At 63.7% G+C, this 25,059-nt stretch carries 20 protein-coding genes; 11 read left to right on the top strand and 9 right to left on the bottom strand.

Annotated features, from left to right (window positions below; translation table 11 throughout):
* From AC5ZG1_RS01035 to AC5ZG1_RS01020, 4 genes are all read left to right on the top strand, one after another.
* A complete protein-coding gene (locus AC5ZG1_RS01035; protein ID WP_496131753.1) occupies positions 1 to 1,140 on the top strand; it encodes a thiolase C-terminal domain-containing protein in 1,140 nt (379 codons plus the stop codon).
* A 132-nt stretch (positions 1,141 to 1,272) separates the two neighbouring features.
* The gene (locus AC5ZG1_RS01030; RefSeq protein WP_456641019.1) at positions 1,273 to 2,187 is read left to right on the top strand and encodes an SDR family oxidoreductase; all 915 of its coding nucleotides are present in this window, start codon (positions 1,273 to 1,275) and stop codon (positions 2,185 to 2,187) included.
* A gap of 268 nt (positions 2,188 to 2,455) precedes the next feature.
* Positions 2,456 to 3,568 (top strand): SMP-30/gluconolactonase/LRE family protein, encoded by a 1,113-nt coding sequence (locus tag AC5ZG1_RS01025; protein ID WP_496131752.1) that lies wholly within the window; start codon positions 2,456 to 2,458, stop codon positions 3,566 to 3,568.
* Positions 3,569 to 3,749: 181 nt separating this feature from the next.
* Positions 3,750 to 4,919 carry an SMP-30/gluconolactonase/LRE family protein gene (locus AC5ZG1_RS01020; protein ID WP_496131751.1) on the top strand — a complete coding sequence of 390 codons (1,170 nt, stop codon included), beginning with the start codon at positions 3,750 to 3,752 and terminating at the stop codon, positions 4,917 to 4,919.
* A gap of 59 nt (positions 4,920 to 4,978) precedes the next feature.
* On the opposite strand, the gene ppc is transcribed toward AC5ZG1_RS01020, so the two are convergent.
* The 3 genes from ppc to AC5ZG1_RS01005 form a co-directional block, all read right to left on the bottom strand.
* On the bottom strand, positions 4,979 to 7,768 hold the full coding sequence (ppc, locus tag AC5ZG1_RS01015) for a phosphoenolpyruvate carboxylase (RefSeq protein ID WP_496131750.1): 2,790 nt from the start codon (positions 7,766 to 7,768) through the stop codon (positions 4,979 to 4,981).
* Positions 7,769 to 8,021: 253 nt separating this feature from the next.
* Positions 8,022 to 9,569, bottom strand: a complete 1,548-nt coding sequence (locus tag AC5ZG1_RS01010) for an acyl-CoA synthetase (protein ID WP_474418553.1) — start codon at positions 9,567 to 9,569, stop codon at positions 8,022 to 8,024.
* 149 nt (positions 9,570 to 9,718) lie between these two features.
* The gene (locus tag AC5ZG1_RS01005; protein WP_496131749.1) at positions 9,719 to 10,531 is read right to left on the bottom strand and encodes a crotonase/enoyl-CoA hydratase family protein; all 813 of its coding nucleotides are present in this window, start codon (positions 10,529 to 10,531) and stop codon (positions 9,719 to 9,721) included.
* Positions 10,532 to 10,631: 100 nt separating this feature from the next.
* Here AC5ZG1_RS01005 and AC5ZG1_RS01000 point away from each other — a divergent pair, with 100 nt between their 5' ends.
* Positions 10,632 to 11,507 (top strand): SDR family oxidoreductase, encoded by an 876-nt coding sequence (locus AC5ZG1_RS01000; RefSeq protein ID WP_496131748.1) that lies wholly within the window; start codon positions 10,632 to 10,634, stop codon positions 11,505 to 11,507.
* A gap of 165 nt (positions 11,508 to 11,672) precedes the next feature.
* On the opposite strand, the gene AC5ZG1_RS00995 is transcribed toward AC5ZG1_RS01000, so the two are convergent.
* On the bottom strand, positions 11,673 to 12,947 hold the full coding sequence (locus AC5ZG1_RS00995; protein ID WP_496131747.1) for an acyl-CoA dehydrogenase family protein: 1,275 nt from the start codon (positions 12,945 to 12,947) through the stop codon (positions 11,673 to 11,675).
* Positions 12,948 to 13,167: 220 nt separating this feature from the next.
* Between AC5ZG1_RS00995 and AC5ZG1_RS00990 the strand changes: the two genes are divergently transcribed.
* Positions 13,168 to 13,947, top strand: coding sequence for an enoyl-CoA hydratase-related protein (locus AC5ZG1_RS00990; RefSeq protein WP_130224390.1), 780 nt, complete (start codon positions 13,168 to 13,170; stop codon positions 13,945 to 13,947).
* Between the two features lie 112 nt (positions 13,948 to 14,059).
* Here AC5ZG1_RS00990 and AC5ZG1_RS00985 read toward each other — a convergent pair whose 3' ends face one another.
* From AC5ZG1_RS00985 to AC5ZG1_RS00975, 3 genes are read right to left on the bottom strand one after another with little or no spacing between them, the layout of a single operon-like run.
* Positions 14,060 to 14,443: a DUF6285 domain-containing protein gene (locus tag AC5ZG1_RS00985; protein WP_456641026.1), complete on the bottom strand. Its 384-nt coding sequence runs from the start codon at positions 14,441 to 14,443 to the stop codon at positions 14,060 to 14,062.
* Between the two features lies 1 nt (position 14,444).
* The gene (locus tag AC5ZG1_RS00980) at positions 14,445 to 15,431 is read right to left on the bottom strand and encodes a phosphotransferase family protein (protein WP_496131746.1); all 987 of its coding nucleotides are present in this window, start codon (positions 15,429 to 15,431) and stop codon (positions 14,445 to 14,447) included.
* The gene (locus AC5ZG1_RS00975) at positions 15,428 to 16,219 is read right to left on the bottom strand and encodes an enoyl-CoA hydratase/isomerase (RefSeq protein ID WP_130224395.1); all 792 of its coding nucleotides are present in this window, start codon (positions 16,217 to 16,219) and stop codon (positions 15,428 to 15,430) included. Before AC5ZG1_RS00975 ends, AC5ZG1_RS00980 begins: the two co-directional genes overlap by 4 nt.
* A gap of 183 nt (positions 16,220 to 16,402) precedes the next feature.
* On the opposite strand from AC5ZG1_RS00975, the gene AC5ZG1_RS00970 reads away from it, so the two are divergent.
* From AC5ZG1_RS00970 to AC5ZG1_RS00960, 3 genes are all read left to right on the top strand, one after another.
* The gene (locus AC5ZG1_RS00970) at positions 16,403 to 17,182 is read left to right on the top strand and encodes an SDR family NAD(P)-dependent oxidoreductase (protein WP_456641029.1); all 780 of its coding nucleotides are present in this window, start codon (positions 16,403 to 16,405) and stop codon (positions 17,180 to 17,182) included.
* A gap of 137 nt (positions 17,183 to 17,319) precedes the next feature.
* Complete coding sequence (locus tag AC5ZG1_RS00965; RefSeq protein WP_496131745.1) at positions 17,320 to 18,594, top strand: acyl-CoA dehydrogenase family protein; 1,275 nt, start codon at positions 17,320 to 17,322, stop codon at positions 18,592 to 18,594.
* Between the two features lie 105 nt (positions 18,595 to 18,699).
* Positions 18,700 to 19,314: a flavin reductase family protein gene (locus tag AC5ZG1_RS00960; protein WP_474419529.1), complete on the top strand. Its 615-nt coding sequence runs from the start codon at positions 18,700 to 18,702 to the stop codon at positions 19,312 to 19,314.
* Here AC5ZG1_RS00960 and yghU read toward each other — a convergent pair.
* Entirely contained in the window at positions 19,311 to 20,186 is an 876-nt protein-coding gene (gene yghU, locus AC5ZG1_RS00955; protein ID WP_496131744.1) for a glutathione-dependent disulfide-bond oxidoreductase, read from the bottom strand. The genes AC5ZG1_RS00960 and yghU overlap by 4 nt on opposite strands.
* Positions 20,187 to 20,378: 192 nt before the next feature.
* Positions 20,379 to 22,037, bottom strand: coding sequence for a flavin-containing monooxygenase (locus AC5ZG1_RS00950; protein ID WP_496131743.1), 1,659 nt, complete (start codon positions 22,035 to 22,037; stop codon positions 20,379 to 20,381).
* A 237-nt stretch (positions 22,038 to 22,274) separates the two neighbouring features.
* Between AC5ZG1_RS00950 and AC5ZG1_RS00945 the strand changes: the two genes are divergently transcribed.
* The gene (locus AC5ZG1_RS00945; protein WP_496131742.1) at positions 22,275 to 23,408 is read left to right on the top strand and encodes a nitronate monooxygenase; all 1,134 of its coding nucleotides are present in this window, start codon (positions 22,275 to 22,277) and stop codon (positions 23,406 to 23,408) included.
* A gap of 138 nt (positions 23,409 to 23,546) precedes the next feature.
* The gene (locus AC5ZG1_RS00940) at positions 23,547 to 25,058 is read left to right on the top strand and encodes an acetyl-CoA acetyltransferase (protein ID WP_496131741.1); all 1,512 of its coding nucleotides are present in this window, start codon (positions 23,547 to 23,549) and stop codon (positions 25,056 to 25,058) included.
* The last annotated feature ends 1 nt before the right edge of the window (position 25,059 follow it).

Here is a 25,059-nt window from a genome sequence, read left to right as displayed (position 1 = left end):
ATGCGCAGGAACCAGGTTGCCGTCGTCGGCGCGGCCGAGACCACCGAGCTCGGCGTCATCCCCAACATGTCGCAGCTCCAGCTCCACGCGGATGCGGCGCTCAACGCCATCGCCGATGCGGGGCTGAAGCTTTCCGACATCGACGGTTTCGCCACCGCGGTCGAGACGCCGCAGCAGGTCTGTCACTATCTCGGCATCAAGCCGACCTGGGTCGACGGCACGTCCGTCGGCGGCTGCTCGTTCATGCTGCATGTCCGTCACGCCGCGGCGGCGATCGAGGCCGGCCTCTGCAAGACCGTGCTGATCACGCATGCCGAAAGCGGCAAGTCGATGATCGGCAAGCAGCCGCGCTTCACGCCGCCGGACAGCCTCAACGGCCAGTTCGAGGCGCCATTCGGCGTATTCGGACCGCCGAGCATGTTCCCGATCCCGGTGCTGCGCTTCATGAAGACCTACGGCATCACCCATGAGCAGCTCGCCATGGTCGCCGTCGTGCAGCGTGAGTGGGCCGCGAAAAATCCGCGTGCGACCATGAAGGACCCGATCACGGTTGCCGACGTCCTGAACTCGCGGATGATCGCCTATCCCTTCCGCCTGCTGCAGTGCTGCCTCGTCACCGATGGCGGCGGCGCGCTGATCCTGACCTCGGCCGATCGCGCCAAGGATTTTCCGCAGAAGCCGGTCTACATCCTCGGCACCGGCGAGAGCGTGGAAACGCCGATGGTCAGCCAGATGGAGACCTTCAACTCCTCGCGTGCCTTCAAGACCGCAGGCCCGCTGGCGTTCAAGGACGCCGGCATTGCGCACAAGGACGTCGATCACCTCATGATCTACGACGCCTTTGCGCACCTGCCGCTGTTCGGGCTCGGCGATCTCGGCTTCATGCCTTATGAGGAGACCGGCAAGTTCATCGCCGATGGCAATACGCGCCCCGGCGGCAAGCTGCCGCTCAACACCAATGGCGGCGGCCTGTCCTACATGCATTCGGGCATGTATGGCATGTACGCGCTGCAGGAGAGCGTGCGCCAGATGCGCGGCATCGCGCCGGCGCAGGTGCCCGGCGCGAAGATCTCGGTGTGCCATGGCGTCGGCGGCATGTTCGCAGCGTCGGGCACGATCATCTTCACGAACCAGAAGTAACCGCCCGTCATTCCGGGATGCGCCGTCAGGCGCAGGCCCGGAATCCATCGCGCGGCAAAAATGGATTCCGGGTTCGCGCTTCGCGCGCCCCGGAATGACGGTGTAATTCGGAAAGCATAGCGGAGAACCCACATGACAAAATCACTGCAGGACAAAGTCATCATCGTCACCGGCGCAGGCCGCGGCATCGGGCGCGAGATCGCGCTGCTCTGCGCCGCCGAAGGCGCCAAGGTTGTGGTCAACGATCCCGGCGGCACGGCCGACGGCGCGGGATCGAGCGCCGCCCCAGCCGAGGAAGTGGTCGAAGAAATCAAGAAGCGCGGTGGCACCGCGGTCGCCAATTTCGAGTCGGTGGCGGAAGCGATCCCGGCCAGCAAGATCGTGAAGACCGCGACCGATCATTTCGGCCGGCTCGACGGCGTCGTCAACAATGCCGGCATCCTGCGCGACGCGATCTTCCACCGCATGAGCGTGGAGGCGTTCGAGGCCGTCATCAAGGTGCACCTGATGGGCTCCTTCTACGTCAGCCACGCCGCCGCGCGGCTGTTCCGCGAGCAGGAGAGCGGCTCCTTCGTGCACTTCACCTCGACCTCGGGCCTGATCGGCAATTTTGGCCAGGCCAACTACGCCGCCGCCAAGCTCGGCATTGTAGGCCTGTCGAAGTCGATCGCGCTCGACATGAGCCGCTTCAACGTGCGCTCCAACTGCGTCTCCCCGTTCGCCTGGACCCGCATGATCGGCACCATTCCAACCGAGACCGACGCCGAAAAGGCGCGCGTGGAGAGGATGAAGCAGATGGGGCCGGAAAAGGTCGCGCCGGTCTGCGCCTATTTGCTCAGCGACGCCGCCAAGGAGGTCACCGGGCAGATCTTTGCGGTCCGCATGAACGAGATCTTCCTGATGGGCCAGTCGCGGCCGCTGCGCTCGGTGCACCGCGGCGAAGGCTGGACGCCACAGACCATCGCCGAACACGGCATGCCGGCGCTCAAGGGCTCGTTCTACAATCTCGACCGCTCTGCCGACGTCTTCGGTTGGGACCCGATCTGACCGTCGATCCCTCATGGTGAGGAGGCGCGCAGCGCCGTCTCGAACCATGAGGCCCCAATCTCCCCCCGTGGCCCATCCGTCGAGACGCCGCTTGCGCGGCTCCTCGGGATGAGGTCCGAGTGATGGTCTGACAACTTCATGACAGCGTCGTCCCGGCTCGCTGCCGGGATGACACCATCTCCAGTTGTTTCACCACGGCTGCCCGTTTTATGCCGGAATGCGGGCGCATGAGTTCCTTCCCAACAACAAAAAAGCCTGGGAGGAAGTCATGAACAATCCGAACAATTCACCCAACCAGCAGGACGGCGGCGCGATCGGGTTCGACCGCCGGACGCTATTGCGCAGTGCAACCGCGATTGCTGCAACTGCGGCGGTCGCGCCGGAAGCCTTTGCCCGCGACTTCGGTCGCAATGCTGAGCCGCAGCGCTATCCCGACCCCGATATCGTCGTGATCGATCCGAAGCGCTTCAAGGCCAAGGTCGGCAACACCGCGATCAAGCGTCTCTACACGGGCTGCCTGTGGGCCGAGGGGCCGGCCTGGAATGCGCAGGGGCAATATCTGGTCTGGAGCGACATCCCCGCTAACCGGCAGCTTCGCTATCTCGACGATGACGGCCATATCTCGGAGCAGTTCCACAAGCCGTCGAATGAGGCCAACGGCAATTCCTTCGATTTCGAGGGACGGCAGATTTCCGCCGAACGCACCCGGCTCGTGCGTTTCGAGCATAACGGCACAGTGACCACGCTGGCCCAGGAAGCCAACGGCAAGCCGCTGAACGGGCCGAACGACATGGTCGTCCACCCCAACGACAAGTCGATCTGGTTCACCGATCCCGGCTATGGCGCGATCTCGATCTATGAGGGACAGCTGGCCAACACCGGCTCGGTGCAGCCCTACCAGAAGGAAGCGGTGTACCGGGTCGACGGACAGTCCGGCCAGATCACCAAGGTTGCAGACGAGCCGTTCAAGCCGAACGGCATCGCCTTCAGCCACGACTACAAGAAGCTCTATGTCTGCGACACCGGCATCACGCACTATCCGAACGCCAACAACGTGGTCTGGAGCTACGACATCAATGGCGACAAGCTGTCCAACCCGAAGCAGTTGATCGACATGAAGCTCGACGGCAAGTCAGGCTTCCCCGACGGACTGCGCGTCGACACCGAGGGCAACATCTGGGTGGGCGCCGGCTGGGTCGGCCCGGGCTATGACGGCGTGCAGGTGTTCGCCCCCGACGGCACGCGGATCGGCCAGATCCTGCTGCCTGAGACCTGCGCCAATGTCTGCTTCGGCGGCAAGAAGCGCAATCGCCTGTTCATGACCGCGAGCCAATCACTCTATGCGGTCTATGTGGAGACGCAGGGCGCGCATAACTGCTGACGCAGTCGGCTAATAGGGAGTGGCGAATGGCGGATAGAACGCCGCATTCGCTATTCACCTTCCCCACCCGCTATTCCTCAATCCCGCGGATATCCCGTTGATCGTGAGCTGGCAAGGATCGCCCGGTTTACGCCCGAATGCGGGCGGATGGTTTTCTCCCAACAAAAAATGGGAGGCAACTATGACAAAATCACTGACCATTTCCGCCGAGATCAATCAGCCCGGCCTCGGCCGCCGCACCGTTCTGAAGGGCGCGGCTGCGGCGCTTGCGGCGACCAGCTTCGGGGTACAAGGCGCTTCGGCAGCGACCGTCGCGCCACTCGGCCAAACGGGCACGCCAACGCGATCGACCGCGCCGCTGCCCTTGGGACCGCTGCCCGGCAGCCGGTATCCGGACTCCCACCTGGAATCTGCCAGGAAGGGAGGACCGCCAACCTTCGGGCCTCCCGGTTTCCCAGCCTTCGCGGGCACCATGGCAGTTGAGCGCGTCGCAACCGGCATGCGGTGGGCTGAGGGTCCGGTCTACTTCCCGGCCGGGCGCTACGTGCTGTTCAGTGACATTCCCAACAACCGTATCATGCGCTTCTCCGAGGATGACGGTCACCTGAGCGTATACCGGCAGCCATCGATGAACTCGAACGGCAACACCATCGATCGCGAAGGACGCCTGATCACTTGCGAACATTCCGGCCGACGCGTCACCCGTACCGAGCTCGACGGCTCGATCACCATCGTCGCCGACAAATATAATGGCAAGAAACTGAATTCGCCGAATGATGCGGTTGTCACCTCCGATGGCGCGATCTGGTTCACCGATCCGGTCTACGGCATCGGCGGTTATTATGAGGGCATCAAGGCCGATCCTGAGCAGGAAAAGCACAACGTCTACCGGGTGGATCCGAAATCCGGGGACATCAAGGTTGTTGTCGACGATTTCGTTGAGCCCAACGGCATTGCGCTTTCGCCTGACGAGAAGAAGCTCTACGTCATCGACACCGGCTTTACAGACGGGCCGGAGAACCCGTCGCATATCCGAGTGTTCGACCTCGATGTTGCGGGCGGAAAGGTATCGAACGGCAAGGTCTTCGCGGAAATGCCCAAGCCCAGCATTACCGACGGAGTGCGAACTGACACCGCCGGGCGTGTTTGGTGCTCCGTGGGTTGGGGCGATCCGAATGAAGATGGCGTGCGTTGCTACAGTCCGGACGGTAATCTGCTCGGCAGGATTCACATTCCGGAAACCGTCGCCAACCTCTGCTTCGGCGGTCAGCAGCGAAATCGACTGTACATCTGCGGCTCGACATCGCTCTATGCCGTCTACACGAGTGCACAGGGCTCGATGAAGCCATAAGAAAAGTAAATGGCGAGTAGGGAGTAGCGTCTCTACTCGCCATTCGCTGTTCGCCTTCCCTACCCGCTATTCCTCAACCCTGCGGAGATCCCGTTGATCGTGAGCTGGATGCCGCGCAGCACCTGCTCGTCAGGGTTCTGCGCGCGGTGCTCTTTCAACAGTTCCACCTGCACGTGGTTCAGCGGATCGAGATAAGGGAAGCGGTTGCGGATCGAGCGTTCGAGCAGCGGGTTGCCCTGCAACAACCGCTCATGGCCCATGATGTCCAGCAGCGTCTCGATCGACAGGTGCCATTCGCGGCGGATGCGGCCGAAAATCTTCTCGCGCAACTCCGCATCCGGCACCAGCTCGGCATAGCGCGAGGCGATCGCGATCGAGCTCTTTGCCAGCACCATGTCCATGTTGGAGAGCAGCGTGCGGAAGAACGGCCATTCCTTATAGAGCTCCTGCAGGAACGGCATGCCCTGCTCCGGATGCTCCGCGATCCAGGCCTCGACCGCGCCGCCGAAGCCGTACCAGCCCGGCAGCATCAGCCGGCACTGCGCCCAGGAGAACACCCAGGGAATGGCGCGAAGGTCCTCGATCTCGCGGGTCTTCTTGCGCGACGCCGGTCGGCTGCCGATGTTGAGCGTCGCGATTTCGTTGATGACGGTCGAGCCCCAGAAATAATCAGCAAAGCCGTCGGTCTCGTAGACCAGACCGCGATAGGCCTTGAAGGCGAGCGCCGAGAGCTGCTCCATCGCCTTCAGATATTCGGCGCGCGGCGCGCTTTGCCTGGGCTGCAAAAGGCTGGTCTCGAGCGTCGCGGCGGCAAGGATCTCCAGGTTGTTGCGGCCGACTTCGGCGTTGGAATACTTGCTCGAGATGATCTCGCCCTGCTCGGTGATCCGGATCTGGCCGTTCACGGCACCGCCGGGCTGGGCGATGATGGCGTCATAGCTCGGGCCGCCGCCGCGGCCGACCGAGCCGCCGCGGCCATGGAACAGACGCAGGCGCACGTGATGGCGCTCGAACACCTCGACGAGGCCGATCTCCGCCTTGTAGAGCTCCCAGCCTGATGTGACGAACCCGCCGTCCTTGTTGCTGTCGGAATAGCCGAGCATCACCTCCTGCACGCCGCCGCGACTGTCCACCAATCGGCGATAATCGTGCAGCGCCAGCATGCGGTCCATGATGCCGCTGGAGGCCTGAAGATCCTCGATGGTCTCGAACAGCGGCACGATGTTGATGGCGCTGCGGCCGGAGGGATTGATGAGCCCGACCTCCTTCAAGAGCACAGCGACCTCGAGCATGTCGGACATGCCCTTGCACATCGAGATGATGCATTGGGAAATCGCCTCCGCGCCGAAGGTCGCATGCGCTTCGGCGGCTGCCCGGAACACGGCGAGTTCGCCTTGCGTCTCCTCGCTGTATTTCACGAAGGGCGAGGACAACGGACGCGCGCTGCGAAGTTCGCCGAGCAACAGGTTGATGCGGGCATCCTCGCTGAGCGCCATGTAGGACATGCCGGGGATCGCAGTATCAAGCAGTTCGGCGACGGTGCGCTCATGCACCGCGGAGTTTTGCCTGATGTCGAGGCGGGCGAGATGGAAGCCGAAGCAATCCACCCCGCGCCGCAGCAGCCGCAAGCGTCCACGCGCGATGACGGCGGAATTGTTGGCAATCAGCGAGCGGTCGAGCACATCGAGGTCGGCCTTCAGCTCATTCACATTGGTATACGGCTCGGCCTTGCCGACCGGCCGCCGCGTGATCTCGACCTGCAGCTTCTCGGCGGTCGCGGTGAGCCGGGCATAGATGCCGGACACCGCCAAACGATAGGGCTCGCCGCTCCGGTGCGGCGAAGGATCGGGCGAGCGCTCGGCGAGCACACGCAGCTCGTCAGAAACATCGGCAAGGTTCTTGGCTAGCGACAATTCGGCGCCGAGTAAGTGCAGCTCTTCCAGATAGAAGCTCAAGATCCGGCTCGACTGCAGCCGCAGCGTGCCCCGCATGACGTCGGCGGTGACGAACGGGTTGCCGTCGCGGTCGCCGCCGATCCAGCTTCCCATCTTCAGGAAGGATGCGAGTTCGCCGGGCTCGCCGCCTTCCTTGTTGAGCCGGTCTTCCAGCGCACAATGCAGCCGCGGCACCTCGTGGAGGAACGTGTAGTCGTAGAACGACAATCCGTTGGTGACCTCGTCCAGCACAGTAAGTTTGGTCCGGCGCAACAGATTGGTCTGCCATAGCGTCACCACGGCGCGGCGAAGCTGCTCGTCGCTGGCCTCGCTCTCTTCGGGCGTCATCTGCAACCGCTCGCGCCGGTCGAGCAGACGTGCGACCTCCATCTCGCGGTCCATGGTGCTCTTGCGCCGGACCTCGGTCGGATGCGCGGTCAGCACCGGGCTGACCAGGGCGCCCTTGAAGAAGCGGCGCAGATCGTCCGGGCTGAATCCAGCCTGCTGCGCATGGCTCACCGCCTGCGTCAGCAGGCTCGGACGCGGCGCACCGGCTCCCCGCCCCCGCATCTGGCGGATGTTGTTCTGGTCCTCGGCGATGTTGGCGAGGTGGGAGAAATAGCTGAAGGCGCGGACGATCCGCACCGTCTCCGAGATCGACATGCTGTCGAGGATGGTTTCCAGTTCCCGCCGCGCCAGCCGGTCTTCATCCCGATGGAACCGGATCGAGGTCTGGCGGATGCGTTCGACCAGGTCGAAGACGTCGGCGCCCTCCTGGTCGCGCACGGTGTCGCCAAGGACGCGCCCGAGCAGGCGGATGTCATTGCGCAGCCGCGTGTCTTCCTCAAGCGCCTGGCTGTCCTCAGCGCGGTTGGCGCGGACATCGGTTTCGGAAGACGTGGTCTGGGGAGACATTGGCTGATCGCTCCAGCAACTGCCCGGCAGGCGCGGAGTGTGCAACTTTTTTGCCGCAGCGCAAGATGAAGTTGGAGGCGGCGCACACAGGATGTTGCGCCGCCGACCTCGGCTTCCAACCTCATCCTGAGGGGCCGCGCCAGCGGCGTCTCGAAGGATGGGCCGCGGGCGCTGTCGGGGCCTCATGGTTCGAGACGGCGCTACGGGCCTCCTCACCATGAGGGTCTGTCATCAAGCCCGGGACGACGGGAGGCTAAATCCTCCTTCCCGCCTGCTCCCAATAGGGGTCGCGGAGGCGGCGCTTGAAGATTTTGCCGGAATCCTCGCGCGGCAGGTTGGTTGCGATTTCGATGTGCTTGGGCACCTTGTAGTCGGCGAGCGAGTTCTTGAGCTGGGCGCGGACCGAGGCGACGTCCAGCTTGGCCCCTGCTTGCGGCTCGACCACCGCCATCAGCGCCTCGCCGAATTCGGCATCGGGGATGCCGAACACCGCACAATCATGCACGCCGGGAACGGCATGCAGCACCGCCTCGATCTCGGCCGGATAGATGTTGACCCCGCCCGAAATCACCATGTCGCGCTTGCGATCGCAGATGAAGACGTAACCGTCCTGGTCGATATAGCCGACATCCCCTGACGTGATGAATCCGTCGCGGTCGATCTCGGCGCGCTTTTCGGGCTTGTTGTGGTAGGTGAAATCCGGATTGCCTGATATCCGCGAATAGATTTCGCCGATCTCGCCTGATCGCAGCACTTTGCCGTCCTCGCCGATGAAGCGCAGCTCGGCGCCGGGCGAAATCTTGCCGACAGTGCCGGGCTTCTTCAGCGCATCCTCGGAATTCGCGAACGTCACCGCCCCAGACTCGGTCGAGCCGTAGAACTCATAGATCACCGGCCCCCACCACTCGATCATCGCGCGCTTGATATCGGCCGGACAGGGCGCGGCAGCGTGGATGACATGGCGCAGCGAGGACACGTCATATTTCCTGCGCACCTTCTCCGGCAGCTTCATTAGGCGGATGAACATGGTCGGCACCATGAAGACGGTGTCGACCCGCTGCTCCTCGACTAAGCTGAGGAAATCTTCCGCATCGAAGCGCGGCATCATCAGCAGCGCGCCGCCGAGCCGGCCGGAGCGGAGGCCGAAGGAATTCGGCGCGGAATGATAGAGCGGGCCCGGAAGCAGCGCGCGGACGCCGGGCCTGAGACCATAGATCATGGCGCGCATCGCTTCCGCATTGGCCGCCTGCTCCGGCGTCGGGGCAAAGCGGCGGACGCCCTTGGGATGGCCTGTTGTGCCCGAGGTGTAGATCATGTTCTGCGGCTGCGGCACTACCGGGCCGTCATAACGTGGGTGTTTCGCGAGCCACGGCTCGAAATCAACAGCGAAATCCGGCACGCCGAGATGATCGGGATTGATCTTGTAGTTGGCGAGGATCTCCGGCGGTGTCGGCACGCTCAGCACGGTGATGCCGGCAGGGATCGCATCCCGCAGCGGATGCAGCATGTCGGCATGCGCGATCAGGACCCTCGTGCCGGAATCCGTCAGCACGTAGTTGATCTCTTCCGGCTTGAAATGCCAGTTGATCGGCACGCCATAGGCCCCGAGCCGCATCGCGGCATAGGCGGCCTCGATGAAGGCGATGTCGTTGCGCATCAGCATGCACACGCTGTCGCCCTCGCGGACGCCAAGCTTCCGCAGGCCGCTGGCGATGCGCTCAGTGCGCTGGGCGACTTCCTCATGCGTGCGACGGCGATCGCCGCTGATGATGCCGAGGAAGAGTTGGGAGGTTTCGCTCATTTGCTTGTTGTTCTTGTCCGTTGTTGGCCCGGCATTCGCTGTTTTCGTCATCACCGGGCTTGTCCCGGTGATCCACGTTCTTGCTTCGTCGCCGAGAGACCAAAACGTGGATGGCCGGGACAAGCCCGGCCATGACGGCGTGAGAGGCCCTACACGTCCACAAAGCGCGGCGGGCGCTTGTCGATGTTGGCGCGCACGGCCTCCGTCTGGTTCGGGCTGGCCAACAGCTTCTGCTGCTCGACGGACTCGGCGAGCAGCGCCGGGCCGGGATCGACCGACAGCTTGTTCAGCAGGCGCTTGGCGGCACGGACCGCATCCGGGCTCTTGCCGGCAATCTCGCGCGCGACCTCGAAGGCCGCGGCGCGCGGATCGTCGCACACGCAGGTGGCGAGGCCATAGCCCAGGGCCTCCTGGGCCGAGAAGATGCGCCCCGTATAGGTGAGCTCGCGCAGGATATCGTCACGCACCAGCGTGGCGAGGATCGGCGTGCCCGCCATGTCGGGGACGAGGCCCCATTTGATCTCCATGATCGACATCCGCGCGTCAGCGCTGAGGAAGCGCATGTCGGCGCCAAGCGCGAGCTGGAAGCCGCCGCCGAAGGCGACGCCATGGACCGCGGCGATGACCGGCACCGGGAGCTGCCGCCAGCCCCAGACTGCCTGTTGCGGGAAATTGGCCTGCCCGTGGGTGCGGATGGTGAGGTCCCGCTTCTCGCCGCCGGCAATCCCGTTGCCGCCATTCTCCTTCATCGCGGCGAAACGCCCCATGTCGAGACCGGCGCAGAACGCCCGCCCCTCCCCGGACAATACTACCACCCGGACGCCTTTTTCGGTCGAAAGGCGCTCGGTTGCGGCCACCAGCGCCTCGAACATCGGGGCATCCAGCGCATTCATCTTGTCCGCGCGCACCAGCCGGACATCGGCGATCCCATCGGAAACCGAGATCGTGACGCGTTGCTCCATGGAATTGTCCTCCGCTGTTCTTGATGGCGCTTTACAGAAGGGCCGTTGCCGGTTTTAGTCAATCGACCAATTAACTGACAATCCCCTTTGGGTGGAAACCATGTTCACAGATCAGCTTCTCGCCGGACGGCGTATCCTCGTGACCGGGGGCGGTACCGGCCTCGGCAAGTCCATGGCCGCGAAGTTCCTGCAACTGGGGGCCGAAGTGCATATCTGCGGCCGCCGCAAGATCGTCTGCGACGAGACCGCAACGGAACTGATGGACCAGCACGGCGGGCGCGTGGTCAGCCACGGCGTCGATATCCGCAATGCACTGGCCGTCGACGAGATGATCGAGGCGATCTGGACGACCAGCGGCCCCCTCACCGACCTCATCAACAATGCCGCCGGCAATTTCATCTCGCGTTCCGAAGAGCTCTCGCCGCGCGGATTCGATGCGGTGGCCAATATCGTCATGCACGGCACGTTCTACGTCACCCATGCGGTCGGGCGGCGCTGGATCGCCGGCAAGCATCGCGGCAACGTGGTGTCGATCACCGTCACCTGGGTGCGCAACGGCTCGCCCTATGTGGTGCCGTCGGCGATGAGCAAGTCCGCGATCCACGCAATGACCATGTCGCTCGCGATCGAATGGGGCAAATACGGCATCCGCCTCAACACCATCGCGCCCGGCGAAATCCCGACCGAAGGCATGAGCAAGCGCATCAAGCCGGGCGACGAAGCCGGCGCGCGGACCAAGGCGATGAACCCGATGGGCCGCGTCGGCACCATGGAGGAATTGCAGAACCTCGCCGTGTTCCTGATCTCCGGCGGCTGCGATTGGATCAACGGCGAGACCATCGCAATGGACGGCGCCCAGGCGCTCGCGATGGGCGGCAATTTCTATCAGCTCCGCGAATGGAGCGACGACGACTGGACCAACGCGCGCGACTCGATCAAGGCGCAGAATGAGAAGGATCGCGCAGCGCGAGGGTGATATCGCGCGACAAACCGCCGTCGTCCCGGGCAAGCGAAGCGCGACCCGGGACCCATAACCACAGGGCATTGTTGTGTGCTCCGCTGTAACTGCTTGCTCGCGCCACAACGCAGTCCTGTGGTTATGGGTCCCCGCCCTTCGCGGGGACGACAGTGGAGTGCGGGGCTAGCGCTTGCCTGCTCCCATATAGCCGAACAGGAAGCCCGCCACTTTGCGCTTCTGGATCTCCTCGCTGCCCTCGGTGATGCGATAGCGGCGGTGATGGCGGTAGATGTGCTCGAACGGTTTGTGGCGTGAATAGCCCATGCCGCCATGGACCTGCATGGCACGGTCGGCGGCCTCGCAGCACAGCCGGTTTGCCCAGTAGTTGCACATCGAGACCTTGTCGGAGAGCGTGTGCTCGACCTGCGCCTGGGTGAGCTGGTCCATTTCCCAGGCGGTCTTGCGGATCAACAGACGCAGCATCTCGGCCTGGGTCGCAAGCTCCACCAGCGGCCACTGGATTGCCTGGTTCTCGGCCAGCGCTTTGCCGAACGGCTTTCGCTCGCGGGCATAGGTGACGCTTTCGTTGATGCAGTAGACGGCCGCGCCGAGCGAGCTCGCAGCCTGGCGGATGCGGTTCTCGTGCACGAAGCATTGCGCCAGCGACAGCCCGCGGCCGACCTCGCCGAACAGCGCATCCTCTGGCACGAACACATCCGTGAAGCTGACGCGGGGATGATCGGTCGGCATGTTGAAGGTCCACATATATTCCTCGACCTTCACGCCTTCCGATTTCGCCGGCACGAGGAAGCAGGTGATGCCGCGCGCATCGCCGTCATTGCCCGACGTGCGCGCGAACAGCGCGCAATGGGTTGCGACATGCATGCCCGTGGTCCACATCTTCTCGCCGTTGATCAGCCAACCCTTGACGTTGTCGCGGGTCGCAGGCTCCGCCCTGGTCTCCATATGGGTCGCATCGGAGCCGTGGTCGGGCTCGGTGAGGCCGAAGGTGATGCGGTATTTTCCTGTGATCGAACCGTCGATCATCGCCTTCTGTGCGTCGCTGCCGTAGCGGTCGAGCATGGTGACGACAGGAAAATTGCCGACGATCGAATGCTCGTTCTGCAGGTCGTTGTGCAGGCCTAGCCCCTTGGAGGCGAAATGCTCGCGGATCACCGCCATCCAGAGATTGGAGCCGTCCTTGCCGCCATAGCGTTTCGGGATCGCAAAGCGCAGATGGCCCGCGGCATCGGCGCGGTCCTTGGCTTTGCGCAGCAGCGCTTCCCATTCGTGCCGCGGCAGGCCCCCGTTCTCGAAATCGGTGCGCGCCCATTCGCGGCGGTGGTCGAAGAAGGGGATGTTATCGTCGGCCTCCTCCAGCGGCTTGATCTCGCGCGCGATGAAGGTATCGAGTTCGGCGAGATAGGCGACGAGGTCCGCCGGCAGGTTGAAATCCAAGGTAGTCTCTCCCGCAAGATGTCGTTGCTTGTCGTTTTGCGTTTAGGCGCTGCACGCCTCTGCTCAGCTCGATTAAGGTGAGAAGACGGCACTCAAGTCAAGCAATCACGTCGCGCTCGGCATGCGCAGACGCCTTGCGTAATTGGCTGGCATCAAGCGCCTGAGCCGCGCTACTATCGCGGCCAATATTCTTCGCCACAGAAAATCAGCGGGAGCGAACATGGATCTGAAATTCTCGAAGGTGGAACGCAAGGGACCGATCACCATCGTGACGCTGTCGCGCCCTGAGGTGTACAACGCGCTGCATATCGATGCGCATTTCGAGCTCAACAAGGTGTTCGATGATTTCTCCGCCGATCCCGAGCAGTGGGTCGCGATCGTTACCGGTGCCGGCGACAAGGCGTTCTGCGCCGGCAACGATTTGAAATGGCAGGCGGCTGGCGGCAAGCGCGGCTGGGACAAGGGCGGCTTCGGCGGGCTGACCTCGCGCTTCGACTGCGACAAGCCGATCATCGCCGCGGTCAATGGCGTCGCGATGGGTGGAGGATTCGAGATCGCGCTCGCCTGCGACCTGATCATCGCCGCTGAGAATGCGACCTTCGCGCTGCCGGAACCGCGCGTTGGCCTCGCCGCGCTCGCCGGTGGCCTGCACCGATTGCCGCGGCAGATCGGGCTGAAGCGCGCGATGGGCATGATCCTCACCGCCCGTCACGTCAGCGCCAAGGAAGGCCTTGAGCTCGGCTTCGTCAACGAGGTCGTGCCGCAGGGCGAGGCGCTCGCTGCAGCCGTGCGCTGGGCCGAGACCATCTGCAAGAATTCGCCGATGTCGATCCGCGCCTCCAAGCAGACCATTGAGCGCGGGCTCGCCGTGTCGCTGGAGCAGGCGATCAACGAGCAGCGCGAGTACCCCGCTGTGAAGGCGATGGCGGCCTCGCAGGACTACATCGAGGGCCCGAAGGCGTTTGCCGAGAAGCGGCCGCCGAAATGGGTGGGGAAGTAGGCTGCCTTCGCTCTCCGTCATGGCCGGGCTTGTCCCGGCCATCCACGATCTTTGGCACCTCGATGAAGGACGCGCGTGGATGCGCGGGACAAACCCGGGCATGACGACACAACTACGATCTCGTTGTGTCGCCCATCTCCCGTTTATACGCCGCATAGTTCGGCTGATCGACGGCGAGCTTGTCCATCGTGGTCTGCCAGAGATGATCGGCCAGTCCCGGCGTCTGCAAATCAACCACGCCGCTCGCGATCTTCTCCGAGAGCACGCGGTTAAGCTCGAACAGCGAGCCGTCGGTGCCGAGCAATTGCTTGAGCCGCGCCGCCTCCGCGGCATCGGCCACTTGCGCCAACGCAAGCTGGCGCGTGACCAGATCGAGTGCGTTGATGCCGACGCGGAGCTTGAATGCGTTGTGGCCCTTGATCGCGGGCGCGATCTCGTTGCGTAGGAAGTCTGCGACGGCCTTGATCAGTTCTGTTGGTGTCGGTTCGTCCTGCATCTCAACGCCCTCGCGGTGCCAATAGCCTGAGCAAATCGATCTCGGTCTCAGACGCACGACGGCCGATCATCGCGCGCTCCATCGAATGGTCGGGGCCAATGCGGAAGCGCTGCATCATGCCGCAGCACATCACACCCCAACGCAGCGTACCCATCACTTCCCAGAACATCACCCTGACAGGATCGACCTTGCGGCCGGCCTCCTCGTAACCCGCGAACAGCTCCTCGCGCGAGCCGAAGCCGCCGACCGGCTTGTCGATCTCGCCGAAGCGCCAGGAGTTGACGCAGATCCAGCCGAGATCCTCCATCGGATCGCCGTAATGCGCGAGCTCCCAGTCCAATACCGCGCGCACACCGTCGGGACCGATGATGAGGTTGCCGTGGCGGAAATCGCCATGCACCAGCGTCACCTCGTCCGATGGACCGGGATCATGGTCGCGCAGCCAGCGCAGCGCCAATTCGAACACCGGGCGCGGCCAGTCGAAGCCGCGATATTCCCGCTCGAGATCGCCGATCTCCTTGGTCGCCGTCATCTGCCTCAGCTTCGGCAGTTTCGTCGCCGGCAAGCCGTGGATGCCCGCTGCAACCTTGCCGAGCTGGCGCGCCAGCAGCGGCCGCGCTTTGGCAAACTGCTCGTCGCGCAGGATCTTGCGCGCGATGGTCTCGCCCTCAACGCGGGCCATGATGAAGCCGGTACCAAGCCCCTCCTCCGGCCTTAGCACATGCAGCACGCGCGGCGACGGTAGGCCGGCATCATGCGCAAGCTGCATCAAGCTCGCCTCCGCATCGAGCCCGGCCGCGCGCGAGGGTGCCGCACCAAAACCCGGCGGCGCGCGGCGCAGGATCGCGCCGATAGTGCCGCCCGGATGCACGATGTCGAAGGTCCAGGTTTCCTGGCTGGCGCCGCCGGAGAGTTTTGCGGCGCCGGTGACGCCGGTCGCGCCCGGATGGAAGGACGCGACGCAGCGCGCGAGTTCGGCCTCGATCATTTGCCCTTGAACTTCGCCGGACGCTTCTCGAGAAACGCGGTGACGCCTTCCTTGAAATCCTCGGTGGTGCCCGCTTGTCGCTGGCACTGGAATTCGAGATTGAGCTGATCCTCGAACGAATTCTCCGGGCTATCCCAATAGAGCTTGCGGATCAGCGACAGCGCCACGGTCGGCCCATTGGCGAGCTCATGCGCGAGCTTCATCGCTTCATCCATCAGCGCGCCGTCGTCATGGAGGCGGTTGATGAGGCCCCATTCGAGCGCCTTCTCGGCCGGCAGCCGCTCGCCCATCAGCGACAATTCGATCGCACGCGCCTTGCCGACCAGTCGCGGCAGCAGCCAGGTCGAGCCGCAATCCGGCACCAGGCCGATGCGACGGAAGGCCTGCAGGAAATACGCCGAGCGCGCGCACAGAATCATGTCGCCCATCAACGCGAAGCTCATGCCGGCGCCCGCCGCCGGACCATTGACCGCGGTGACGATCGGGCAATGCAGATTGCGCAGCCGCCGCAGGAACGGATGGAACGCGGTCTCCAGCGCCGCGCCGGCGTTTCGCCTGCCCGGCGTCTGGTTGTTGCGTCCCTGCAGATTGGCGCCGGTGCAGAAAGCGCGGCCGGCACCGGTGATCACAACGCAGCGCACCTCGTCCCGCTTGTCCTCGATCGCATCGAGCGCTTCGGCCAGGCCGCCGAGCATGTCGATCGACACCGCGTTCATGACCTCCTGATGGTCGAGCTTGAGGACCGCGACCGGTCCATCGAAATCGAGCGTGACGTGCTTGAATTGCATTGTTTCCTCGCGAGTTGCGCCCGCGCCATGAGTAACGCGGTGGCCAAATCCCTAGGCCCATATTTGATTTTTGAGGCGGGCTTGTCCATGGTGGAGCAAGAACGCCTCGCTTTCGGATGCACGATTAACGTGCGTCAGGGCAAATGGAAACACCCCAGGGAAATACGCCAAGGAAAAAATACCATGAGCATCTTCGACCTCTCGGGCCGCGTTGCGGTCATCACCGGTGGCAATGGCGGGATCGGGCTTGGCATCGCGCAGGCGCTCAATGCCGCCGGCTGCAATGTCTCGATCTGGGGCCGCAACGCCGAGAAGAACAAGGCCGCCGCGGCAACGATGGCGGCGGGTCCCGGCAAGGTCGACACCCGCATCTGTGACGTCAGCAATGCCGCCTCGGTGCAGGACGCGATGAAGGCGACGCTCGACACCCTCGGCCGCGTCGACGGCTGCTTTGCCAATGCCGGGATCGGCGGCGGCGGACGGCGCGCCTTCATCGACCGCACCGAGGAGGAATGGCGAACCATGTTCGCAACCAATCTCGACGGGGTGTTCCATGTATTCCAGGCCGCCGCTCGCCACATGACCGAGCGCGCCGAGGCCGGCGATGCCTTCGGCCGCCTCGTCGCCACATCGAGCCTGGCGTCGCTGTTCGGCACCGCACGCAACGAGCACTATGCCGGCACCAAGGCCGCGATCAATGCTCTCGTCCGCGCGCTCGGCGTCGAGCTGGCCCGCCATGGCGTCACCGCGAATGCAATCCTGCCCGGCTGGATCAAGAGCGACATGACGGCCGGCATCATGGCGAATGACAAATTCGTCGCCAATGTGATGCCGCGCATCCCGGTGCGCCGCTTCGGCGAACCCTCCGACTTCGGCGGCATCGCGGTCTATCTGATGAGCAAGGCGTCGTCGTACCACACGACGGATTGTTTCGTGATCGACGGCGGCTACACGGCGTTTTAAACGCTGTTCGAATTCCGTCATGCGGCACTCGTGTCCTGCGCTGCGTCAGCGCAGGCACCCATGAAAAATGTGCGCTCGCGCTTTGAGGCCGCCGCGTCTATGTTGGCCGCAACGATCTCGGCGATGGGAGGAAGAAAATGAAACACGCCTACATACCCCGGACCACCAACTACACGCTCAATCCGGGCGACGAGCTCAACGACCTCCGCATGTCGGATCAGGTCCGCCCGCTCTATGAGCATGTGAAGAAGTTCATCCGGGAAACCGTCGAGCCGATGTCGGTCGACTTCTATCGCCACGGCGAGAACAAGAACGACCGCTGGAGCTTCACCGACGGCCAGCTCGAAGTGCTCGATAAGGCCAAGAAGAAGGCCAAGGAGGAAGGCCTCTGGAATTTCTTCCTGCCCGACGCCGAGACTGGCGAAGGCCTGAACAATCTCGACTACGCCTATATTGCAGCCGAGCTCGGCAAGAGCCCGCTGGCCTCCGAGACCATGAACTGCTCGGCGCCCGACACCGGCAACATGGAAGTGCTGGAGCGTGTCGGTACCAAGGCGCAGAAGGAGAAGTGGCTGAAGCCGCTCCTGAACGGCGAGATCCGTTCGGCCTACGCCATGACCGAGCCCAACGTCGCGTCGTCGGACGCCAAGAACATCTCCACCACCGCAAAGCTCGTCGGCGACGAGTGGGTGATCAACGGCGAGAAATATTACATCTCCGGCCTCGGCGATCCCCGCTGCAAGATCATGATCGTGATGGTGAAGACCAATCCGGATGCGCCGCCGAGCAAGCAGCAGTCGCAGATCCTGGTGCCAAAGGACACGCCCGGCGTCGAGATCCTCGGCCCCATGCATGTGTTCGGGCAGGATCATGCACCGCGCGGCCACATGCATCTGCGCTTCAACAACGTCCGGGTGCCGAAGGACAACATCCTGCTGGGCGAGGGCCGCGGCTTCGAAATTTCGCAGGTTCGCCTGGGGCCGGGCCGCATCCACCATTGCATGCGTACCATCGGCAAGGCGGAGAAGGCGCTCGACATGATGGTGCAGCGCGGCCTCACCCGTGAAGCCTTCGGCAAGAAGATCGCGCATCTCGGCGGCAATCTGCAGATCATCGCGCAGGCGCGCTGCGAGATCGAGGCGATGCGGCTGATGGTGCTGAAGGCGGCGAAGGCGATGGACGTGCTCGGCAACAAGGAAGCGCGCGTCTGGGTCTCCATGGTCAAGGCCATGATCCCCGAGCGCGCCTGCAAGATCATCGACCAGGCAATCCAGATGCACGGCGCCACCGGCATCTCGCAATGGACGCCGCTTGCCGAAATGTACCAGGACGTCCGCCATCTCCGCTTCGCCGACGGTCCGGACGAAGTGCACTGGATGGTGGTCGGCCGGCACGAACTCAGCATGCCGTAGCGGACGCGGCGATCCGTAGGGTGGGCAAAGCGAAGCGTGCCCACCTTCACGAGCTGAGCCAGAATGGTGGGCACGCTTCGCTTTGCCCACTCTACAGGAGCCACCATGGAATACGCTGCCAGCGATCTGAAGCCGCGCGAACGCTACAAGGTGCTGGCATCCTTCGTGCTGCCGCGACCGATCGCCTGGGTGACCAGCGTCGGTCCAACCGGCGTCGTCAATGCCGCGCCGTACAGCTTCTTCAACGTGTTCTGCGAGGACCCGCCGCTCTGCATGTTCGCAGTCAATCTGCGGCCCGACGGGCGGGTGAAGGATACGCTTGTCAACATCGAGCGCACCGGGGAATTCGTGGTCAATATGACCGACGAGCCGCTGGCGCACGCGATGCATGAGACCAGCGGCGACTTTCCGCCAGATGTGGGCGAGCCCGACTATCTCGGGCTCAAGCTTGCGCCATCGACCAGCGTGGCAGTGCCGCGCCTTGCGGATGCGCCGTGGGCAATGGAATGCAAGACCTGGAAGATCATCGACGTCAACGGCGACCGCCGGCTGATCATGGGTGAAGGCATCCACTTCTACATCCGCGACGAGCTGTGGGACCGCGAGGCCATGCGTGTGCACATGGACCGCTACCACCCCGTCGGCCGCATGTTCGCCGACCGCTATTGCCGCACCGACGACCGGGTGGTGTTTCCGGCAGCCGAGGGCGCGAAAAGCTAGCTCGCCGCCTCCCCGATCTTGTCCTGCGTCTTGGTCTCGAAGTCGCTGGCATCGTGGCGCTCGTGCAATTGGCTCGCGGGATCGCCCGAGATGCGGTTGACGATGCGGCCTCGCTTCACGGCCGGGCGCTTTGCGATCTGATCGGTCCAGCGCAGCACGTTCTTGTATTCATGCACCGACAGGAATTCGCCTGCGCCATAGAGCAGGCCCTTGACGAGCCCGCCGTACCACGGCCAGACTGCGATGTCGGCGATCGTGTAGTCGCGGCCGGACAGATATTCGTTGTCCGCCAGACGACGATCGAGCACATCGAGTTGACGCTTCACCTCCATCGCATAGCGGTCGATGGCATATTCGATCTTGGTCGGCGCGTAGGCATAGAAGTGGCCGAAGCCGCCGCCAAGAAACGGCGCGCTGCCCATCTGCCAGAACAGCCATGACAGGCACTCGGCGCGAGCCTGACCGCCGGTCGGCAGGAATGCACCGAACTTCTCGGCAAGGTGCATCAGGATCGCGCCGGACTCGAACACGCGGATCGGTTCCGGCCCGCTACGGTCCAGCAGCGCCGGGATCTTGGAATTCGGATTGACCGCAACAAAACCACTGCCGAACTGGTTGCCATCGATCTTGATCAGCCACGCGTCATATTCGGCGTCGGAATGGCCGAGCGCGAGCAGCTCTTCCAGCATGATCGTGACCTTCTGGCCGTTTGGCGTCGCCAGAGAATAAAGTTGCAACGGATGCTTCCCGACGGGAAGTTCCTTCTCATGCGTGGGCCCGGCGATCGGGCGGTTGACGCTGGCGAAACGGCCGCCATTTTCCTTGTTCCAGGTCCAGACTTTCGGCGGCTCATAGGCAGGTGCATCGGTCATTGATCAAGCTCCAGCGCGGAAGCCGCGCCAGTGTTAACTAGCGTCGAGCACAGGATTGGCAAGGGCGGGATTTCGTATAGCCGGTGCCTCTTCACTTCCGTCATGGCCGGGCTTGTCCCGGCCATCCACGTCTTGCGTCGAAGGAAGTGCTTGGATACTCGAGACAAGCCCGGGCATGACGGTTGATAAAGCTCAGAACGCGGTCGCCCGCTGCTGGCGCGCTGCGCCCGTCATCGCAAAGCCGTTATAGCCCTTCGCCGCGACCTCGTTGCAGATCTGCCGATAAGGCCCGACACCGCCGATATAGGGCATGAAGATCCGCGGCTTGCCGGGAATGTTGGCGCCCATGTACCACGAATTGGCCTGCGGATAGAGCGTGGTGTAGGCAACCTCGTTGACATGCGCCACCCATTCGTCCTCGGCCTCCCTTGTCGCCTCCATCGTGTCGAGTTCACGCTCTCGCATGTAGTCGAGGCAATCGCTGATCCAGTCGACGTGCTGCTCAATCGAAACGATCATGTTCGACAGCACGGAAGGACTGCCGGGCCCGGTGATGATGAAGAGGTTCGGAAAACCTGAAATCATCAGGCCGAGATAGGTGCGCGGTCCCTCGGCCCATTTCCGGTTCAGCGTCAGCCCGTCGCGGCCGCGAATGTCGATCTTTGCTACCGACCCTGTCATCGCGTCGAAGCCGGTCGCCAGCACCAGCGCATCGAGTTCATATTCGCTTGCCGTGGTGCGCACGGCATTTTCCGTGATCTCCTCGATCGGACTGCTCTTGATGTCGACCAGCGTCACGTTGGGCCGGTTGAAGGTCGCGAAATAGTCGGTATCGACGCAGATGCGCTTGGAGCCGATCGGATGGCTGCTCGGCTGCAGCAGCTTCGCGGTCTCGGGGTCCTTGACGATCTCTGTGATCTTCTCGCGCACGAAGTTTGCTGCGGTATCGTTGGCGACCTGGTCCAGCGCCAGATTGTTGTAGGCCGACATGAACGTGAGTCCGCCACGCTGCCAGCGCGCCTCGTATTTGGCACGGCGCTCGTTGTCGCCATCATCGAGCGCGCCGCGATCGGGCAAGTCGGTATAGATGCCGTTGCGCGCCACTTCCCGCTCCACGCGCCGGATTTCCGGATAGTTGGTGCGAAACCATGCGCGCTCCTCGTCGCTCAGCTTGGCATTGCGCGCGGGAATCGAGAAATTCGCGGTGCGCTGAAACACGGTGAGATGGCTCGCCTGCTCGGCGATGACAGGTATCGACTGAATCCCGGATGAGCCGGTGCCGATCACGCCGATGCGCAGGCCGGTGAAATCCACCGGCTCATGCGGCCAATGGCCGGTGTGATAGACTTGGCCCTTGAACCGATCGAGGCCCTTGATGTCGGGCTTGCGCGCATTCGACAGGCAGCCGGTGGCAAGCACCACGAATTTGGCGGTGACGGTTTTACCGTCGGAGGTGGTCACCGACCAGAGCTTGCTGGTCTCGTCGAATGCGGCCGCATCGATGCGGGTGTCGAACTGGATGTCACAACGCAGGTTGAAGCGGTCGGCGACATGGTTGGCGTAGCGCAGAATCTCCGGCTGCGGCGCGTAGCGCTCGCTCCAGTCCCATTCCTGCTGCAGTTCCTCGCTGAATGAATAGGAATACTGCATGCTCTCGACGTCGCAGCGCGCGCCGGGATAACGGTTCCAGTACCAGGTGCCGCCGACGCCGCTGCCCTGCTCGTAGACTCGCGCGGTAAAGCCGAGACCGCGCAACCGATGCAGCATGTACATGCCGGAGAAGCCGGCGCCGACCACGACGACGTCGTAATGCGCGGCAGGAGTTGCGGAAGCGGACGGCGAGGCGGACATGGACGCGGGCTCCCTTGAAGATTCTTTTCGTTATCGACCAGCATTCTCCGCGACGCGCCAAAGCGCAAGAGACAAAGCGCGAGCAGAAGGAGCTGCATATTTTGTCCTACGGAATGCGTAGCGGCTGCACGCAAGTCGGCGAAAGCCGGTTGGCTTTCCTCTCCGCCATGCGCTAGCCTGATCGCCATCAAAGCAGAAAGGCAGCATGAAGCTGCCACCGGGAGAGAGAACGCATCCATGAAATCGCCGATCTACGACATGCTGGGAATCGAATTTCCCCTGCTCGCCTTCAGCCATTGCCGCGATGTGGTTGCGGCGGTCAGCCGCGCTGGTGGATTTGGCGTGCTGGGCGCGACCGTGCATTCCCCTGAAAGCATCGAGCAGGAACTGAAATGGATCGACGATCACGTCGACGGCAAGCCCTATGGGCTCGACGTGCTGATCCCCGAGAACATCTCGACCGCGGGCGAGAAGAACGTCACCTGGAAGAGCCTGGAGCAGCGGATCTCGCCCGAGCATCGCGACTTCACCCGTAGCCTGCTGAAGAAATACGGCGTCGAGCTGACGACGACTGATGTCGCCGACAACCAGCCGCAGCCGTTCGACGCACAGCGCGCGCTCGAAGTGCTGGACGTCTCCTTCAAACATCCGATCAAGCTGATCGCGAACGCGCTGGGCGTGCCGCCGAAGGAGATGATCGACATGGGCCGCAAGCACGGCGTGCCGGTCGCGGCCCTCGTCGGCGCCAAGGAGCACGCGCTGCGCCAGGTCGCGGCCGGTGTCGACATCCTCGTCGTGCAGGGCACCGAGGCCGGTGGCCACTGCGGCGAAGTCTCGACCATGGTGTTGGTGCCTGAGGTCATCAAGGCGATCAAGCCGATCCGCGACGTGCCAGTATTGGCGGCGGGCGGTATCATGACGGGACGCCAGATGGCGGCTGCGATGGCGATGGGCGCAGCGGGCGTCTGGACCGGCTCGGTGTGGCTCGCGACCGTGGAATCCGAGACCACGGAAATCTTCCGTGAGAAGATGATCGCGGCCTCCTCGCGCGACGCAGTGCGTTCGAAGGGACGCACCGGCAAGCCGGCGCGGCAGCTCCGCTCGGTGTGGACCGACGCATGGGACCGCTCACCCGACAGCCCCGGCGCGCTGCCGATGCCGCTGCAGAGCATCATCAGCCGCGACGCCTTCAACTCGATCGACCGCTCCGCGGCGGCCGGCAACGAGAAGGCGCGCGACCTCGTCAGCTATTTCGTCGGTCAGGGCGTCGGCCTGATCGACAGCGTGAAATCGGCAGGCGCCGTGGTACAGGAATTCAAGGAAGATTTCATCGAGGCGGTCGAACACATGAATGCGCTGGTGGCGGAATAGCGGCGTCATTGCGAGGAGCGCAAGCGACGAAGCAATCCACGCCTCCGCAAGCTCAGAGATGGATTGCTTCGCTTCGCTCGCAATGACGGGTACAAGGACGAAGCACGCCGAACTGATCATCTGAGCTAAAGAGAAGAAATGTCCAATAGCATCCCCGAAGACCGCATCCCAGTCATCGTCGGCGTCGGCGAGATCGTCGATCGTCCCAAGGACATCGCTGCAGGCCTCGAGCCGCTCGCGCTTCTCGAAGAAGCGCTGAGGCGCGCGGAAGCCGACAGCGGGGCCAAGTTGCTCCGCGACGTCCAGTCGCTCGACGTCGTCAATTTCCTGAGCTGGCGCTATCGCGATCCGGAAAAACAGCTTGCCGAACGGCTCGGCATCAAGCCGGCGCATCTCTATTACGGCCCGGTCGGGGGCGAGAGCCCGATCCGCTATCTGCATGAAGCGGCGCAGCGAATCGCGCGCGGCGAATGCAGCGTGACGGCGGTCTGCGGCGCAGAAGCGCAGTCGACCGCGACCAAGGCGGATCGCGGCGGCATCGCCCTGCCCTGGACGCCGTTTGCCCATGATGTCGAGGAGCCGAAGCGCGGCGCGGCATTCCAGAAGCCGCTGGCGGTGAAGCTCGGCGTGTTCAGGCCGATCACGGTCTATCCGCTCTATGAGTCCGCAACGTCAGCGCATTGGGGCCAGACGCCGCGCGAGGCGCTCGCCGAGTCCGGCGAGTTGTGGTCGACCTATTCCAGCGTCGCGGCTTCGAACCCCAACTCGTGGCTGAAGAAGCGTTTCGCGCCGGAGGAGATCACCACGCCGACGCCGGAGAACCGGCTGATCGCGTGGCCCTACACCAAGCTGATGGTGGCCAATCCGACCGTGAACATGGGCGGCGCGCTGCTGCTCACCAGCCTCGCCAAGGCGCACGCGGCCGGCGTTGCGGAAGACCGGCTGGTCTATCCGCTCGGCGGTGCGTCGGCGGAAGAACCGCGCGACTATCTCGTGCGCGACCAGTTCTTCGAAAGCCACGCGCAGAATGCGGTGCTGAAAGCGGTGATGGACCTGGTCGAGGGCGACGGCAGCAAGTTCGACGCGATCGAGCTCTATAGCTGCTTCCCCTGCGTGCCCAAGATGGCGCGACGCACGCTCGGCCTCGGCCCTGACGTGCAGCCGACCGTCACCGGCGGGCTCACCTTCTTCGGCGCGCCGCTCAACACCTACATGACGCACGCCGCCTGCGCGATGGTGCGCAAGCTCCGCGATGGTGCCGAGCTCGGCCTGCTCTACGGCCAGGGCGGCTTTGTCACCAAGCATCATGGCCTGGTGCTGTCGCGCGAGGCACCGAAGGCGACGCTCAAGCAGGATACCAGCGTGCAGGCGGAAGCGGATCGCAACCGCCGCACGGTGCCGGAGTTCATCGCCGAGGCCAGCGGCAAGGGCAAGGTCGAAAGCTTCACCGTGATCTATCGCGGCAATGGCGAGGTCGAGCACGGCGTCGTCATGTTGCGCACCGAAGACGACCGCCGCACGCTCGGCCGCGTGCCGGCGAGCGATGCGACGACGTTAGCGCATCTGCTCGGCATGGAGCGCACGCCAGTCGGCACCACAGGTGACATCGTGATGGCCGATGACGGCGTGCCGGAGTGGCGGGTGGTGTGAG

The organism is Bradyrhizobium sp. Leo78 (assembly GCF_059512425.1).
This window is presented reverse-complemented; position numbering and strand designations above follow the sequence as displayed.